17 protein-coding genes are annotated in these 16,081 nt (G+C 34.3%); 7 read left to right on the top strand and 10 right to left on the bottom strand.

Annotated elements, in window-relative coordinates:
* Positions 1 to 18 precede the first annotated feature (18 nt).
* The 6 genes from hemB (at position 19) to JQC67_RS04250 (ending at position 5,562) form a co-directional block, all read left to right on the top strand.
* Positions 19 to 1,008 (top strand): porphobilinogen synthase, encoded by a 990-nt coding sequence (gene hemB / locus JQC67_RS04275; protein ID WP_203251624.1) that lies wholly within the window; start codon positions 19 to 21, stop codon positions 1,006 to 1,008.
* Between the two features lie 44 nt (positions 1,009 to 1,052).
* Positions 1,053 to 2,387 (top strand): serine hydrolase domain-containing protein, encoded by a 1,335-nt coding sequence (locus tag JQC67_RS04270; RefSeq protein ID WP_203251623.1) that lies wholly within the window; start codon positions 1,053 to 1,055, stop codon positions 2,385 to 2,387.
* A 37-nt stretch (positions 2,388 to 2,424) separates the two neighbouring features.
* Positions 2,425 to 3,546 (top strand): CNNM domain-containing protein, encoded by a 1,122-nt coding sequence (locus JQC67_RS04265; RefSeq protein WP_203251622.1) that lies wholly within the window; start codon positions 2,425 to 2,427, stop codon positions 3,544 to 3,546.
* Entirely contained in the window at positions 3,546 to 4,019 is a 474-nt protein-coding gene (locus tag JQC67_RS04260) for a methylated-DNA--[protein]-cysteine S-methyltransferase (protein ID WP_203251621.1), read from the top strand. The genes JQC67_RS04265 and JQC67_RS04260 overlap by 1 nt, the downstream gene beginning before the upstream one ends.
* Before the next feature lie 289 nt (positions 4,020 to 4,308).
* Complete coding sequence (locus tag JQC67_RS04255) at positions 4,309 to 5,022, top strand: 3'-5' exonuclease (protein WP_203251620.1); 714 nt, start codon at positions 4,309 to 4,311, stop codon at positions 5,020 to 5,022.
* 81 nt (positions 5,023 to 5,103) lie between these two features.
* Entirely contained in the window at positions 5,104 to 5,562 is a 459-nt protein-coding gene (locus JQC67_RS04250) for an FKBP-type peptidyl-prolyl cis-trans isomerase (protein ID WP_203251619.1), read from the top strand.
* Between the two features lie 12 nt (positions 5,563 to 5,574).
* Here JQC67_RS04250 and JQC67_RS04245 read toward each other — a convergent pair whose 3' ends face one another.
* Positions 5,575 to 6,549, bottom strand: coding sequence for an endonuclease/exonuclease/phosphatase family protein (locus tag JQC67_RS04245; RefSeq protein ID WP_203251618.1), 975 nt, complete (start codon positions 6,547 to 6,549; stop codon positions 5,575 to 5,577).
* Positions 6,550 to 6,625: 76 nt separating this feature from the next.
* Here JQC67_RS04245 and hflX point away from each other — a divergent pair, with 76 nt between their 5' ends.
* Positions 6,626 to 7,840 (top strand): GTPase HflX, encoded by a 1,215-nt coding sequence (hflX, locus tag JQC67_RS04240; protein WP_203251617.1) that lies wholly within the window; start codon positions 6,626 to 6,628, stop codon positions 7,838 to 7,840.
* Positions 7,841 to 8,595: 755 nt separating this feature from the next.
* Here hflX and JQC67_RS04235 read toward each other — a convergent pair.
* From JQC67_RS04235 to JQC67_RS04195, 9 genes are all read right to left on the bottom strand, one after another.
* Entirely contained in the window at positions 8,596 to 9,528 is a 933-nt protein-coding gene (locus tag JQC67_RS04235; protein ID WP_203251616.1) for a DUF3078 domain-containing protein, read from the bottom strand.
* Between the two features lie 78 nt (positions 9,529 to 9,606).
* Positions 9,607 to 10,113: a DUF2480 family protein gene (locus JQC67_RS04230; RefSeq protein ID WP_203251615.1), complete on the bottom strand. Its 507-nt coding sequence runs from the start codon at positions 10,111 to 10,113 to the stop codon at positions 9,607 to 9,609.
* Positions 10,114 to 10,136: 23 nt separating this feature from the next.
* Complete coding sequence (locus JQC67_RS04225; RefSeq protein ID WP_203251614.1) at positions 10,137 to 10,469, bottom strand: DUF59 domain-containing protein; 333 nt, start codon at positions 10,467 to 10,469, stop codon at positions 10,137 to 10,139.
* Positions 10,470 to 10,553: 84 nt separating this feature from the next.
* Complete coding sequence (locus JQC67_RS04220) at positions 10,554 to 10,976, bottom strand: SufE family protein (protein ID WP_203251613.1); 423 nt, start codon at positions 10,974 to 10,976, stop codon at positions 10,554 to 10,556.
* A gap of 71 nt (positions 10,977 to 11,047) precedes the next feature.
* Complete coding sequence (locus JQC67_RS04215) at positions 11,048 to 12,262, bottom strand: aminotransferase class V-fold PLP-dependent enzyme (RefSeq protein ID WP_203251612.1); 1,215 nt, start codon at positions 12,260 to 12,262, stop codon at positions 11,048 to 11,050.
* 96 nt (positions 12,263 to 12,358) lie between these two features.
* Positions 12,359 to 13,045 (bottom strand): porin family protein, encoded by a 687-nt coding sequence (locus tag JQC67_RS04210; protein WP_203251611.1) that lies wholly within the window; start codon positions 13,043 to 13,045, stop codon positions 12,359 to 12,361.
* Positions 13,029 to 14,345, bottom strand: coding sequence for a Fe-S cluster assembly protein SufD (sufD, locus tag JQC67_RS04205; RefSeq protein ID WP_203251610.1), 1,317 nt, complete (start codon positions 14,343 to 14,345; stop codon positions 13,029 to 13,031). Before sufD ends, JQC67_RS04210 begins: the two co-directional genes overlap by 17 nt.
* Positions 14,346 to 14,441: 96 nt before the next feature.
* Positions 14,442 to 15,194 carry a Fe-S cluster assembly ATPase SufC gene (sufC, locus tag JQC67_RS04200; RefSeq protein ID WP_203251609.1) on the bottom strand — a complete coding sequence of 251 codons (753 nt, stop codon included), beginning with the start codon at positions 15,192 to 15,194 and terminating at the stop codon, positions 14,442 to 14,444.
* A 6-nt stretch (positions 15,195 to 15,200) separates the two neighbouring features.
* Positions 15,201 to 16,070, bottom strand: coding sequence for an N-acyl homoserine lactonase family protein (locus JQC67_RS04195; RefSeq protein WP_203251608.1), 870 nt, complete (start codon positions 16,068 to 16,070; stop codon positions 15,201 to 15,203).
* Between the last annotated feature and the right edge of the window lie 11 nt (positions 16,071 to 16,081).

Genomic DNA, 16,081 nt, shown 5'->3' with positions numbered 1-16,081 from the left:
TATAAGATAATATTGATTATGTATCCATTACGAAGAAATAGAAGACTAAGAGCGAATAGTTCAATTCGAAACCTTGTTCGTGAAACAACAATAACTCCCAATGATTTTTTGGTGCCACTTTTTGTTGTTGAAGGCAAAGGAGTACGCGAAGAAATCGCCTCAATGCCCGATTATTATCGATTAAGTCTTGACAATTTAGAAAAAGAAGTCAAAGAGCTATGGAATATGGGGCTTTGTGCTGTTTTACTTTTTGTAAAAGTACCCGACAATCTAAAGGATAATTTTGGCAAAGAAGCTTTAAATGCCAACGGATTAATGCAATTAGCCATTAAAACGGTGAAAAATGCTTGTCCGGATATGTTAGTAATGACAGATGTTGCCTTAGATCCTTATTCTATATATGGTCATGACGGAATTATTGAAAGTGGTAAAGTACTAAATGATGAATCTGCTGAATTTTTAGCAAAAATGAGTGTTTCTCATGCACTTGCTGGTGCTGATTTTGTTGCCCCTAGTGATATGATGGATGGTCGAATTCAAATTATTCGAGAATCTTTAGAAACAGAAGGTTTATTAGACACTGGAATAATGAGCTATAGCGCAAAATATGCGAGTGCTTTTTATGGCCCTTTTCGAGACGCTTTAGATTCTGCTCCAGTAGATATGGTTGATATTCCAAAGGATAAAAAAACATATCAGATGGATTTTGCCAATCGTGAAGAAGCAATTCGCGAAACTAGAATGGATATTGAAGAAGGTGCAGATATTGTAATGGTTAAACCAGGACTGTGCTATTTAGATATTGTAAGAGATATTAAAAATACGTTTGATGTACCCGTAGCTGTGTATCAAGTTTCAGGGGAATATGCAATGCTGAAAGCTGCTGCCGAAAAAGGATGGCTTGATCATGACGCTGTAATGATGGAACAGATTACAGCAATTAAAAGAGCTGGCGCAAATATTATTGCAAGCTATTTTGCAAAAGACGTTGTGAAATTGATTGGGTAAGATTATTAAAAATTCATAAATATCTTTACCGAAATGTTATTAAAATGAACAAAATACTATTTATACTAATTGGTTTATTATCAATAAGCCTACTTGCTCAAGAAGGGGCAAAAACCCAATTAAATATTGGCGTATCCGATGAACTCGCACCAGGATTTATTTCCGAGGTAGGATTAGATTCGACCTATATCTATCAAAAGGTAGATTCAATAATGACTTTAGGTATTCAAAAAGAGGCCTTCCCCGGAGCACAATTATTGGTAGCTAAAAACGGCAAAATTATCTTTCATGAAGCTTATGGTTATCATACCTATGATAGTATTCAACCTGTTGCCTTAAATGATATTTATGATTTGGCATCGGTGACAAAAGTTACTGCGGCTTTACCTGCATTGATGAAACTACATGGCGAAGGAAAACTAGATTTAGACAAACCTTTTAGCACGTATTGGAAACCTTGGCAAAAGAAAGCAGACAAAAAAGATTTGACAGTAAGAGAAATTCTCGCCCACCAAGCGGGGTTAACTCCATATATTATCTTTTTAAATGAAATAATTAAAAAGAATGGCAAACTCAAAAAACGATGGGTTCGTAATCGTCAAAATTCTAAATACAATAGTCTTGCCTATGAAAATTTATACATCAGCAAACGCTTTAAAAAGAAAATTTATCGTGAAATAAGCAAATCTACTGTTGCCAATGAGAAAAAGTACAAATATTCTGGACTCACGTTTTTGCTTTATCCGCAAATCGTTGAAAACATAACAGGTGTTGAATATTCGAAATATTTGCGAACTAATTTCTATGACCCATTAGGCAACACTACCATGGGATTTAATCCGAAAACGAAAGGATTTTCCAACAAAATTGTTCCCACTGAAGTTGATACTATTTTCAGACATACTTTAACTAAAGATTGGGTACATGATGAAAATGCAGCATTGATGGGTGGTGTTTCTGGTAATGCAGGATTGTTTGCAACTGCAAAAGACTTAGCTCGTTTGATGCAAATGTACATGAATTATGGTGTTTACGGAGGTAAAAGATATCTTGAAGAAGCCACCGTTAAGGAATTCATTCGAGTACAATACCCTGAAAACGAAAATAGAAGAGGTCTTGGATTTGACAAACCACTTTTAAACAATTCAGAACTACTACTTAAAGACTCATATCCAGCACCTCAGGCTAGTGCCGATAGTTTTGGTCATTCTGGTTTTACAGGTACTTTTATTTGGGCGGATCCAAAGAATGAAATGGTCTTTATTTTTCTCTCAAACCGAGTAAATCCATCAAGAGATCATCGAAATATTTATAGGCTAAACATCAGAACCGCACTAAATTCGGTTTTTTATGAAGCTGAAGAAGCTATCCCAAATTAGTATTTTTCTTAGTACATTCGTGTTATAAAACCACCGCATGGGTCTGCTGATTTTTTTCGCAATAGTTTCTGTCTTTTTTTCTTTTCTGTGTTCTATATTAGAAGCAGTGCTACTAACTGTAAATCCAACCTTTATCAATATCAAGAAAAAGGAAGGTAAAGAATATGCTACCACACTTGAAACACTTAAAAAAGATGTAGATAAACCCTTAATCGCCATATTAACACTAAATACCGTAGCACATACAGTAGGCGCAATTCTTGTGGGCGTACAGGCAAAAGTTGCCTATGTAGAAATATACGGTAGTGTCACAAAATCTTTTTTTGGAATAGAATTTACTGAAGACCTCATGGTTGGTGTAGTATCTACCATTATGACTATTTTAATCTTAGTAGCTTCTGAGATAATTCCTAAAACCATCGGCGCAACGTATTGGAGACAATTGGCCAATTTCACTGCAAAGACGCTTAAAATAATGGTCTTAATTTTAAAATGGACAGGTTTACTTTGGATTTTACAGCTTTTTACAAAATTAGTAGGTGGCAAAGGCCATCATGGTAGTGTTTTAAGTAGAGATGATTTTAGTGCAATGGCTGATATCGCGCATGAAGAAGGAGTATTTGAAAAATCAGAATCTACCATTATAAAAAACCTATTGCGTTTTGATGAAGTGATGGTAAAAGACATTATGACACCGCGTACGGTTATGAAGATTACCTCAGAAACGAAAAATATACGCGATTTTTTTGATGAAAACCCAAAAATGCGCCATTCTAGAATTCCTGTATACCATGAAAAAGTAGATAACATTACTGGCTATGTACTTAAAGACAATATACTTGAAGAATTAGTTCAAAATAATGATGATATCGCTTTGTCTGAAATTAGGCGAGAATTATTGATTACTAATAGAAATACACCTATACCTGAATTATTTGGCACCCTAATCTCTAAACGAGAACACATAGCGCTTGTTGTTGATGAGTTTGGTTCGGTTAGCGGTTTAGTTACTATGGAAGATGTCATTGAGACCCTCTTAGGACTTGAAATAATGGATGAGAGCGATAATGTTGCCGATTTGCAGCAGTTAGCTCGTAAAAATTGGGAAATAAGAGCTGAACGTGCTGGCATCGTTCATAAAAGCACTAAAAAAGAGTAATGGAAACCGCTTATATTAAAACTCCCTTGGGTATTGCAAAAATTCTTGGTGATGCTGACGGACTTCAATCCATTATCGTTTTAAATAATGAAGAAACCGTAACAAAGGTTATTCCTGAAGAATTAGAAGAAGCTGTTTATCAACTTAATGAATATTTTGAAGGAAACAGACAGCAGTTCGATTTAGATTTAAATCCGCAAGGAACCGATTTTCAACAAAAGGTGTGGCAAGCACTTTTAGATATTCCCTTCGGAAAAACAACTTCTTACTTAAATCTATCAAAAACTTTAGGTGACGTAAAAGCTATTCGTGCAGTTGCATCGGCAAATGGAAAAAACCCGCTATGGATTGTTGTACCCTGTCACAGAGTAATTGGCAGCGATGGATCTTTAACGGGCTACGCCGGTGGTTTGCATCGCAAAAAATGGCTTTTAGAACATGAAAGTCCCGCCAAACAGCAATCACTCTTCTAAATTTTACAAACTGCTTGGTTTGTTCATTGTATACTTACTCGTAAAATATTCCACAACAAACTGTTCGTCGATAAAACCCCATAATACATAGCCTTTTTCAATATTTTTTCACAAGAAAAACAACTTAAAACCGACCAGCCAGTCGGTAATCTATCTTTAGTCATAATTGATTAATGACATGAGAAACATCTAATAAAGGTGAACTAAAAAATAGCTTTTTACATATCACAGCACATATTTTGTATCTTGTTTTGCATAAAATTTCCTAAAAAAGACGCTACATTAAGCCATGATTCAAAAACTGAATTTAGAACATATTCTATTTCTTGATATTGAAACCGTTCCTGAAAAAGAAGGTTTTGATGAGCTCGATGATGAGCTAAAATCACTGTGGGAACATAAAACCAAATTCCAACGAAAGGATGAATTTACAGCTGAAGAGTTTTATGACAGAGCGGGTATTTGGGCTGAGTTTGGTAAGATAATTTGTATTTCAGTGGGGTATTTTAAAATGGAAGGAGACACAAGAAGCTTCAGGGTGACTACTTTTCATGGAACGGAAATCAAACTGCTTAAAGAATTCAAAAATCTGATAATTACGCATTTCAGTGCTGCTCGGCACCTTTTATGTGCCCACAATGGTAAAGAGTTTGACTTTCCATATATCGCAAGGCGAATGATTATAAATGGTATTGATTTGCCTTATAAACTAGATTTATTTGGTAAAAAACCATGGGAAGTAGCTCATTTAGACACTATGGATTTATGGAAATTTGGTGATTATAAAAATTACACTTCGTTAAAATTAATGACTAAAGTACTCGGTATTCCATCTCCAAAAGATGATATTGATGGCAGCCAAGTGCGTGATGTTTTTTATGAAGAGAACGGCACTGACCGTATTATAGATTATTGTGAAAAAGACACCATTGCTGTCGCACAAGTACTTCTTCGTCTACGTAATGAACCCCTATTATCTGCTGATGAGATTAAGCGGGTTTAATTTTAACAACTTTCAATTAACAACTTATTCATTTTTAAAGTTTTGCTTTATCTATATTTGTCTTCCAAAAAAAACACTGTTATGAAATATGCTGTTTCCCTCCTAGTAATTATTTTAAGCTTCTCTTGTGCCAATGACAAGAAAACGGAACAAATTGATTACACTGAACAAAACGAAAAAGAAATTATCGCTTATATTGCTGAGAATAATTTAACTGCCCAAAGAAGTAATAGCGGTCTTTATTATGTTATTAATAACCCGGGCGCAGGTGAACAACCTACCGCAAATTCAACTGTAACTGTTGCCTACAAGGGTTACTTTCTAGACAAAACGGTATTTGATCAAAGTAGTGCAGAAGGTGCCACTTTCAGCTTACAAAGAGTCATTAGAGGTTGGACTGAGGGAATAACCTATTTTAAAGAAGGTGGTAACGGTATTCTTTTAGTACCATCTCATTTAGGGTATGGCAGTTCTAACAGTAATGGAATTCCGGGTGGTTCAGTACTTGTTTTTGATGTAAGCTTACTCGCAGCAAATTAAAGACTATTCTGCCTATTTATTGTATTTCAGCTGAATGTATACTGGAAAGTGGTCACTATAACCGCCTACGTATTTACGACCAACATATGTGCGATACGGTGAACCAGTGTATTTCCCTTTTATTTCTTTTAAATATTTTTCATCAAAAATATTGGCATGCGCAAAACTGTGGGTTCCTTTTTCATAATTGAAAAAATTATGCGAAAACAGAATCTGATCAAATAACAACCATGATCTTTTATAATTGGCACTACCCCGTTCTCCGGTCAATAACTTTTCCATTGGGTTATATAAAGTACTTTCTGCCATTAAGGTCTTTATACTATCTTCAAATGGACCGTCATTAAAATCACCCATAATGATATAATTCGGGTCTACTATTTCACTTTCTATTCGTGCCATGAACTCTCGTATTGTTTCAGCAGCTTTAACCCGCTTAAAACTTGTTTCTCGGTCACCATCGCGTCTAGAAGGCCAATGATTTACAAAAACATGTAACTCTTCTCCATTAAGCTCTCCTTTTACATACAATATGTCTCGTGTAGTATCTCGAACCCCATTTTCTTCATAAATGAGTAATGTAATTGGTTCTGAATGCAAAACCTTAAAACTTGGTTTATGATAAATTAGTGCTGTATCAATACCACGTTCATCCGGCGAATCGTAATGAACAAAACCATAATCTATAGCTCGCAAGGGCTCAGCATCAATCAAATCTTGCATCACCATTTCATTCTCAACCTCAGCTACACCTACTAAAACAGGTGCACTATCAGAAGAATTCTTGCCAATCTCTGATATTGTTTTTGCCAATTTATAAAGCTTACTTTTGTATCTCTTCTCTGACCATTTTTTGAAGCCTTTAGGTGTGAAATCATCGTCTAAAGTATTAGGGTCGTCTTTTGTATCAAAAAGATTCTCGAGATTATAAAAAGCAATAGTACTAAGCGAATTAACCTTCTTTCGCTTTAGAAAAGATAAAAACATTTACTGATTTGTATTTGATGGCTGTCAAAAGTACGAAATCCAAGGTATTGATTAGATTTGTAGTAGATAAATAGGTATGCTAGAAAAGAAAACAATAGAATATGAAAGGGCTATATTGATAGGTGTTATCAATAGAGAACAAAGTGAAGAAAAAGTTAGTGAGTATTTAGACGAACTTGAATTCTTAACTTTTACTGCCGGTGGCGAAGTTACCAAGCGTTTTGTACAACGTGTTGATGTACCAAATCCTAAGACTTTAATAGGAAGCGGTAAAATGATAGAAGTTGAAAACTACGTAAAAGAGAATGATATTGGTTCAGTAATCTTTGATGATGAACTTACGCCAGCACAGCAAAAGAACATTGAAAAGATATTAAAGTGTAAGATTCTGGATCGAACAACATTAATTCTTGACATTTTTGCGCAACGTGCACAGACTAGTTATGCGCGTACCCAAGTAGAACTTGCGCAATACGAATATCTTTTACCTAGACTGGCAGGACTTTGGACACACTTAGAACGGCAAAAAGGTGGAATTGGAATGCGTGGCCCAGGGGAAACTGAAATAGAAACAGATAGACGTATTGTTCGTGATCGAATTTCATTATTAAAGCAAAAATTAAAGAAAATCGATAGGCAAATGGAGACCCAACGTGGCAATCGAGGATCCTTGGTTCGTGTTGCTTTAGTAGGATATACTAATGTTGGCAAATCAACACTAATGAATGTAATTAGCAAAAGTGATGTGTTCGCTGAAAACAAGCTTTTTGCTACTCTAGATACGACTGTAAGAAAAGTGGTAATCGGCAATCTTCCTTTCTTATTAAGTGACACTGTAGGATTTATTCGCAAACTACCCACTCAATTGGTAGAGAGCTTTAAAAGCACCTTAGATGAAGTTCGTGAAGCTGATTTATTATTACATGTTGTTGATATATCACACCCGCAGTTTGAAGAACATATTGAATCTGTAAATAAAATTCTTGCAGAAATTAAAAGTGCTGACAAGAAAACGATAATGGTCTTTAACAAAATAGACATGTACGAGCATGAAACTATTGATGAAGATGATTTAATTACAGATAGAACCAACAAACACTTTACCATTGAAGAATGGAAAAAGACTTGGATGGAGAAAATTGGTGATCGTGCACTTTTTATATCCGCTTTAAACAAAGAAAATTTAGATGAGTTTAGAACGCGAGTGTATCAAGAGGTAAGAGATATACATGTTACACGTTTTCCGTATAATAATTTTCTTTACCCTGAGCATTTAGATCAATATGAGTAGCAACATTTTAAACATTTAAGTGCGTTTCAACGAAGAAATTTACCGTTCATATTTTTCACAACATTGAGGGCCTAGTTCACAACAATAATTTAGTGCAACTCAAAAACTGACATATATTTACAGTGTAATTAAGTGATAGTGTTTACCCCAAATCAAACCTTGAACTTAACCTATTAAAAAAAATGATGGTTTCCCCAAAACCTGACTTTTAACCTACTGAAAGTAAGACCCAATCTTACGAAAACCTACTTAACTAAAAAAAACGCCCCTTTACTGGGGCTTTTTTTATGCTTGATTATATTTTTTAATTAGAATGACACTTATTATTACTACAAATTAAATCAAGCGATATAGCACTTTATAGGTAGTTCATCGAAGAAAATTACCCTTCATAAATTACACAACATTATACGTTTGTTTCACAACAATAATTTAGTCACATTCCAAAACCACCATACATTTACAAAGTAATTAAGCACTAGGCTTTACCCCAAATAAAGTCAAAACCTTAAAACGAAATTCAAAGCGCCTTTTTCCCCAAATCGGAACTTTACAATAATACAAACCAACTTTATCCAAACCTACTTGAAGAAAACCCCGACCAACCATCGGGGTTTTTTTATACCTAAAAATAGATGGCCACATTATACTTGAATCGTTTTATGGTAGCGTCAAGTTTAAAGCGTTTCTATAAAACAAAAACGTCCTGCATATTGCAAGACGTTTTTCATTTTTGATACTATTTTCTATTGGTCTTAGAAAGCATAGTTGATACCAAACAACCAATACGATTGTATCTCATTATCAATACTTTCAAAAGTTGCTGTTGGATCTAAAACTGGCGCTTTGTTCACAGCGTAGTCAAGTGCTTCTTGCTTGTTGTTTCTTAAACCAAACTCAAAACCTAGTCCTATACCGTTCCATAAAGTATATCCTAAAGAGTTAATCCATGTCCAGTTAGAAAGGTCACTACTCTTATAACTTTGAAAGGTTGAAAAATTGGTCTTGAAATTAACCGCACCAATTTGTCTTGTATAATCAGCTACTATTTTAGCACCTAAAGAAGATTCATAAATTGCATCATTCTTGCTAAAAACAAAGTTGTAGTTCAAAGGGTGAATAACAACTACTAAATCAGTAATTGGTGTCCAAGTAGCACCTAAACCAAGGTCTAAATAACCAGGATCATTGAAGTTGTTTAAAACTGTTGTTCTGTATTCACCAAGACCTGAAATAGCAAAATTCTTACTTAATTTTCTACCATAAAGCGAGCTGATGGTAAAAACGTCAGTTGTTCCACTGAAACTATCGTCATCAGTAGCAACATCTTTGTTATCTAACTTAACCCATTGTAAGTTAATGTTTCCTGAATTTCTCCAGAAGAATTTCTCGCGATCTAAGTTTGCGAAACCGTTTACAGTAACACCTATGTTTCCTGCTGAGTTATTTGGTTTTCCTTGAGAGTACCAATTACTAAAACCTGATAAGTTTGCACCTATAGTACCAAATGCACCTTTTTTCCATCCTGGAAAAGCATCTATTTGACCTTGTAAGGCATCAACTCTACTTTGAATATCAGCTACAGAATCTTTTTTAGTTGCCTGTTCTGATTTAAGCTCTTCTATTGTTTGACCAGAGACTGTAATAAAAGTCAAAGCGGTAATTAGGGTAAATACTACTTTTTTCATTTTTTAATGTTTAGTGTTCTTGTATAGATTAAGACCCGCAAAAATACAAATTGTCACTATTTCACACACAAAAAGCTATTATTTTCTTTTAAAAAGTGGCACAGAAGAACATGCTTCACCATACATAATTGATTTTGCAAACTCTTGAAGAAGTGCTGTAACAAGCAAATAGGCATTTGCAGGAACTGGCTTATTACTACAACCTTTTATAATGACAGGTTTGTCTCTAAACTCTGAAAAATCAAGGTTTTGAAGTACATCTTGATACAAAGAAGTCTCTAATGATTCTAAGCTACCTTGTGTAATTTTTTTAGCAAATGGTTGAAGGTGCGTAGTAATTAACATATAAGCCCAGCCCGGTACTATTGCATCTGTAGAACAATAAAGCGCTACATACGAATCTTGATATTGTTGCCAATTGTGTTCAGAGATGTACGTTCTAAACTCTTTTTCTTTAACAATTATTCCTTCGTACAGCCAGTCTTTGATATCTAGGTGCACCCTTTTACCTTCAAGATAATAATCTTCAAGGTTAAAAGTAATCAGCTTACTTTGTGCTACGCGATTAATTATTTCTTCAGCCATTTTATGGAAGAGTTACAAATTAATTAAAGGAAACCAAGCTCTAGTTTGGCCTCTTCACTCATTAATTCTTGTGTCCATGGTGGGTCAAAGGTAATTTCAACATGAGCATCATTCACCAAATCTAACGACTTAACTTTTTCTTCAACCTCTGCTGGAAGTGATTCTGCTACCGGACAATTCGGAGATGTTAAGGTCATCAATATTTTCACTTCGTTATCTTCATTTACCATAACATCATATATCAGCCCTAGCTCATACACATCAACAGGTATTTCAGGGTCATAGATAGTCTTGAGCACCCGCACTATCTTCTCGCCTAATTCTTCTGTATCTACGGTTGTTGTTTCTTCGCTCATCTTTCTTAAATTTAATTTTTACGTGTCAATTCAATCATTCCAATTACATAAAAATGAAACAGAATTGTCAACTCTAAATCTACTTTAATTTAGTTGTGTTTGATATGCAATAGCATATAATTTTAATTGCTTAATCATACTTACCAAACCATTCGCTCTTGTTGGTGACAAGTGTTCTTTCAAGCCAATTTCATCAATAAACGCAGTATCTGCATCAATTATGTCTTGCGGCTTTTGATTGCTATACGAACGTATTAATATTGCTATTATACCTTTTGTAATTATGGCATCGCTATCTGCTGTGAAAATCAATTTATCATCATCAAGTTTTGCATGTACCCAAACTTTACTTTGACAACCTTTAATAATATGATCTTCAGTTTTATATTTCTCATCAATTAAGGGCAATGATTTACCCAAATCAATCATATATTCATAGCGCTGCATCCAATCTTCGAACATAGCAAACTCGTCTATAATATCATTCTGAATATCTTTAATCTTCATGCGTTAATTTTCTACAAAAATACGATAAGAATAAGTGGTAATCAATTCTTTAAGTTAAGGATAACATAAAGCTACTGCAGCATGTTTTTAGCTCTTTGCACACCTTCAACTAAGACATCAATTTCTTCTTTGGTATTGTAAAAACTAAAACTAGCTCTTACCGTACCTGGAATTTTATAGAAGTCCATTATTGGTTGCGCACAATGATGACCGGTACGAACTGCAATTCCTAGTTTGTCTAAAATTGAACCAATATCGTACGGATGCAATCCATCTATATTAAAAGAAATTACACCTGTTTTGTTTTTAGCTGTTCCGTAAATTTTAAGGCCTTCAATTTCTAACAACTTCTCTGTCGCATACTGCAAAAGCTCATTTTCATAGGTTGCAATTGCATCAAAACCAATAGCATTCATATAATCTAAAGCAGCACCAAAAGCAATTCCTCCGCAAATATTTGGTGTTCCCGCTTCAAACTTATGCGGTAAATCTGCATAGGTTGTTTTCTCAAATGTTACTTCTGCAATCATTTCACCACCACCTTGATATGGAGGTAACTTTTTTAACCAATCTTCTTTACCATACAATATGCCTACACCTGTAGGGCCACAAATCTTATGTGCTGAAACTGTATAAAAATCTACATTTAATGCCTGCACATCAGCAACCAAATGTGGTGCTGCTTGAGCACCATCAACTAATACTGCGGCGCCAACTTTATGCGCCATATCAATAATTTCTTGAATAGGATTTATAGTACCCAATGCATTAGAAACATGATTGCAAAAAACCACTTTTGTTTTCTCAGAAAGTAATTCTTGATATACATTCATCAACAATTCACCTTCTTGATTCATTGGAATCACCTTTAGAATAGCTCCAGTTTTTTCAGCAATCATTTGCCAAGGAACAATATTTGAATGATGCTCCATTGCAGAAACAATGATTTCATCTCCTTTTTTCAATAGCGAGGCAAAACCATTTGCAACTAAATTAATGGCATCAGTGGTACCCGATGTAAATATGATTTCATGCGCATGAGCGGCATTGAAATGCTTTTGTATTTTCTGTCTTGCTTGTTCGTATTTGTCAGTTGCCTCTTGTGATAAAGAATGCACCCCTCTATGAATGTTAGCATTGTAATTTGAATAATAATCAACAATACAATTAATCACCTGAATTGGCGTCTGTGAAGTTGCTGCATTATCAAAATACACCAAGGGTTTATTATTAACCTCTCTTGATAATATTGGAAAATCGTTACGAATTTTTTGCACATTGAACATAGCAAACTTTTTGGAGTGTAAAGATACTTACAAAGCAGTAAAAATTTGGTAAAATAGGGTTAAGATCCCCTTTAAATCACATAAAACATTGTGAATTTAAAGAAACAAATAATTAACAGAAAGTTGAATTGATGCGTTATAATTCTGAAGATTACCTTCAATACCATTAAGCCGATTTCTTAGACCAACATAAAACCTAGGTGATATTGAAAGTTGGTCACTTAATACAAAACCTACACCTACAGCAACACCATAATCTAATTGATAATCACCTGAAATTTTACTTTTAGATGTAGCATTTGCACCATCTAATTCATCTAGATTCTTGATTTTTGTTACTTGATTTAAGAGAAAACCAAACTGTGGACCAAATTCAAGCCAATAACTTTCACCAACTTCAAATTTTCCTAAAATTGGTACAGTCAAAAAATTCAATTGCACATTAGTTCGGTAATCATTTTCATTACCACTAGAGCCTTGATTTTGAATGGAGCTTAAATCTGTACTAAATTGAAAACCTTGTGAAGAATAAAGTAATTCTGGTCTAAAGGAAAACTTATTTGAAAAATCAACTTCAAGATAAACACCACCATGACCTGAAAGCCTAAACTTCATGCCATTAGTTAAATCACCAACAATTGAAGAATAGTTCAAACCGCCTTTTACACCAAATTTAGCCTCTTGAGCACCTGTTACATTCGGAATTAATGTCAACAAAGTGAACAACAAAAAGGCATTTAAAATCTTGCCCTTGTATTTGGTGTTCTTAAATATCAAACCCAAGATTTACGCCTAATTTTTTGGCGATTAACTTGTTGATTCTTGCCTTCAATTCAGGTATACGTACACTTTCAAGTACATTGTTTGCAAAGGCATACATTAGAAGTGCCCTTGCTTCTTTCTCAGGAATACCCCTTGACTGCAAGTAAAAAAGCGCATCTTCATCTAACTGCCCAATAGTACAGCCGTGTGAACATTTTACATCATCTGCAAAAATCTCTAACTGAGGTTTTGAATTGATAGTTGCCTTATCACTAATTAGAACATTATTATTCTTTTGAAAAGCATTTGTCTTCTGAGCAATTTTATCTACTATAATTTTACCATTGAAGACACCTGTTGATTGCTCACCATAAATACCTTTATAATCTTGATGACTTTCACAATTTGGCTGAATATGGTGCACCAAAGTATGGTGGTCAACATGTTGCTTTTCACCTAAAATGGTAACACCTTTCATGGTAGAGTCAATATACTCGCCGTTTTGGTAAAAATTCAAATTGTTTCGAGTCAATTTTCCACCGAAGGAAAAAGTATGCAATTTGACTACACTTTTATCTTTTTGATCGATATACGTATTATCAATCATTGAAGCTGTACTCACATTATTCTGTACTTTGTAAAAATCAATAATTGCATTTTTAGCTGCAAAAATTTCAGTAACTGAATTGGTTAGCACTTCATTTGAAGTTAAGCTCTGATGTCTCTCAATAACTTGAAGCTCTGCATTTTCTTCAACTATAATTAAGTTTCTAGGTTGCAGCATTAAAGTTGCTTCATTACCTGTTGCAAAATGTAAAATTTCTACAGGTTTTTTTGGCATTTTATTTTTGGGGATGTAAATATAGGCTCCCTCTCTACTAAATGCAGTATTCAATGAAGTTAACGATTCGTCTTTGGCTGCAATTTTATTGAAATACACATCAATAACTGCCTTATACATTGGCTTTGTTAAAGCCGAGCTCATCAAACAGATATCTACACCATCATGTGTGGTTTCTGATAAATAAGAGCTATAAATACCATCAATGAATACAATCTTATAGGTATCTATCTCATGAATAAAATACTTCTTGACATCTTTATATTCAATCGTATTTTCTTCTTTCGGAAAAATACTGAAATCTACTTTTTGTAAACTATTTAATGAAGTGTATTTCCACGCTTCATTCTTTTTGGTTGGAAAACCTTTTTCCTCAAAATTCTTTATCGCAGATGAACGAATATCATGTACCGGATGATCTACATCAACATTGTTCTCAAACGCCATAAATGACGATATCAACTTCTCTTTTAAATCCATAATTCTCTCAATGTCATTTCCGTCACAAAGACGAAAATCTTTTTAATTTACTCAAAGGTTATTTTTGGTTTTCCGCTTTCACGAAATAGCAAATTGCTAAACTGCTTGCTCCTGTTTCAACCAATCATATCCTTTTTCTTCAAGCTCATGAGCTAATTCTTTACCACCAGACTTTACAATTTTACCATTATGTAATACATGAACAAAATCAGGTACTATATGTTCAAGTAAACGCTGGTAATGTGTAATTACAATTACTGCATTGTCTTTGCTTTTTAATTTATTAACTCCATTTGCTACAATACGCAATGCATCAATATCTAAACCAGAATCGGTTTCATCTAAAATGGCCAATTTAGGTTCTAACATTGCCATTTGAAAAATCTCATTTCTCTTCTTCTCACCACCTGAAAAACCTTCATTCAAAGAACGCGACAAAAACTTGCGATCTATTTCTAACAACTCTGATTTCTCACGAATTAGTTTCAACATTTCATTTGCCGGCATATCTTCTAAACCTCTAGCTTTTCTAGATTCATTAATAGCCGTTTTCATGAAATTAGTAACAGAAACACCAGGAATTTCTACGGGATACTGAAACGATAGAAATATACCTTTGTGAGCTCTTTCTTCTGGTGCATCATCTTCAAGGTCTTCACCATCTAGTTCTACAGAACCTTTAGTAACCTCAAACTCTTCTTTACCTGCAATTACAGACGCTAATGTACTTTTACCTGAACCGTTAGGCCCCATTATGGCATGTACCTCACCGGCATTTACAGTTAAGTTGATACCTCTTAAAATTTCTTTATCATCTACACTTGCATGCAAGTCATTAATTTTCAACATCTTACTTTAGTTTAAATATTTTGGTGCCACTGGCATTTTTTCAAAATCTTCTTTTTGGTGCTGTAAATAAACTTTTGCGCCTTGTTCTTTGGCAAAGGTTTCAAAAGCATCCATACTTTTTAAGGTTTGATCTACATCAGAATTAAAAACAGGCACACGTTTGTGTTCTCTGCTCTCATATAAGTGATACAAATCACCACTCAATAAAATCGGTCCGTTTTTGGCTAAATCAAGAAACAATACCTGATGCCCTGGTGTATGCCCTGGCATTGATTTTATAACAACGGTGCCATCACCAAAAACATCATGATCACCATTGAGTTTTTGAACCTTAGTTAATTCTTTTATGGCATTATAGTTATCTGCATTGTTCTTCTGGCTTTCATCGCTAGTTATAAAATCATATTCTGATTCTTGAACTAACCATTTAGAATTTTTAAGCACATTAGCATGACCACTGTGATCAAAATGTGTGTGCGAAAGCGCGATAAAATCAATATCATCAACAGTCATATCAATCGATTTTAGCTGATTTACTAGTGAATCATTTCTTGACACCGTAAATACACCACTAGGATCTGTAAAGTCTGGTTGACCCACTAACATTTCTGGTAAACCGGCATCCCACATTAAATTACCTTTTGGATGCTGAATTACATAAAAGGCATCTGAAAATTCTTTCGTCTGACCTTTATAAGCTGTGTCTTGGGCAAAAACCTCAAGATTATTTACGAATACGGTACCGCCACTAAAAGTGTATAATTTTACTTCAGTCTTTTTTACTTCTTTTGCAACTGCCTCGGTGTTTTCCTTTTTTGCATTCTTGCAGGAAAAAGCCAGTGCAACTACAAGTATGAATAACAAGTACTTTTTCATTATCATCAATT

The sequence above is a fragment of the Aurantibacter crassamenti genome (assembly GCF_016811105.1).
GTDB classification, from domain to species: Bacteria; Bacteroidota; Bacteroidia; order Flavobacteriales; family Flavobacteriaceae; genus Aurantibacter_A; species Aurantibacter_A crassamenti.
The sequence above is the reverse complement of the archived record's forward strand: the minus strand, read 5'-3'. Positions and strand labels throughout refer to the sequence as shown.

Excerpts from the sequence above, each read along its gene's own strand:
- hemB (WP_203251624.1), top strand. The coding sequence starts at position 19 with ATGTATCCATTACGAAGAAATAGAAGACTAAGAGCGAATAGTTCAATT.
- JQC67_RS04270 (WP_203251623.1), top strand. The coding sequence starts at position 1,053 with ATGAACAAAATACTATTTATACTAATTGGTTTATTATCAATAAGCCTA.
- JQC67_RS04265 (WP_203251622.1), top strand. The coding sequence starts at position 2,425 with ATGGGTCTGCTGATTTTTTTCGCAATAGTTTCTGTCTTTTTTTCTTTT.
- JQC67_RS04260 (WP_203251621.1), top strand. The coding sequence starts at position 3,546 with ATGGAAACCGCTTATATTAAAACTCCCTTGGGTATTGCAAAAATTCTT.
- JQC67_RS04255 (WP_203251620.1), top strand. The coding sequence starts at position 4,309 with ATGATTCAAAAACTGAATTTAGAACATATTCTATTTCTTGATATTGAA.
- JQC67_RS04250 (WP_203251619.1), top strand. The coding sequence starts at position 5,104 with ATGAAATATGCTGTTTCCCTCCTAGTAATTATTTTAAGCTTCTCTTGT.
- JQC67_RS04245 (WP_203251618.1), bottom strand. The coding sequence starts at position 6,549 with ATGTTTTTATCTTTTCTAAAGCGAAAGAAGGTTAATTCGCTTAGTACT.
- hflX (WP_203251617.1), top strand. The coding sequence starts at position 6,626 with ATGCTAGAAAAGAAAACAATAGAATATGAAAGGGCTATATTGATAGGT.
- JQC67_RS04235 (WP_203251616.1), bottom strand. The coding sequence starts at position 9,528 with ATGAAAAAAGTAGTATTTACCCTAATTACCGCTTTGACTTTTATTACA.
- JQC67_RS04230 (WP_203251615.1), bottom strand. The coding sequence starts at position 10,113 with ATGGCTGAAGAAATAATTAATCGCGTAGCACAAAGTAAGCTGATTACT.
- JQC67_RS04225 (WP_203251614.1), bottom strand. The coding sequence starts at position 10,469 with ATGAGCGAAGAAACAACAACCGTAGATACAGAAGAATTAGGCGAGAAG.
- JQC67_RS04220 (WP_203251613.1), bottom strand. The coding sequence starts at position 10,976 with ATGAAGATTAAAGATATTCAGAATGATATTATAGACGAGTTTGCTATG.
- JQC67_RS04215 (WP_203251612.1), bottom strand. The coding sequence starts at position 12,262 with ATGTTCAATGTGCAAAAAATTCGTAACGATTTTCCAATATTATCAAGA.
- sufD (WP_203251610.1), bottom strand. The coding sequence starts at position 14,345 with ATGGATTTAAAAGAGAAGTTGATATCGTCATTTATGGCGTTTGAGAAC.
- sufC (WP_203251609.1), bottom strand. The coding sequence starts at position 15,194 with ATGTTGAAAATTAATGACTTGCATGCAAGTGTAGATGATAAAGAAATT.
- JQC67_RS04195 (WP_203251608.1), bottom strand. The coding sequence starts at position 16,070 with ATGAAAAAGTACTTGTTATTCATACTTGTAGTTGCACTGGCTTTTTCC.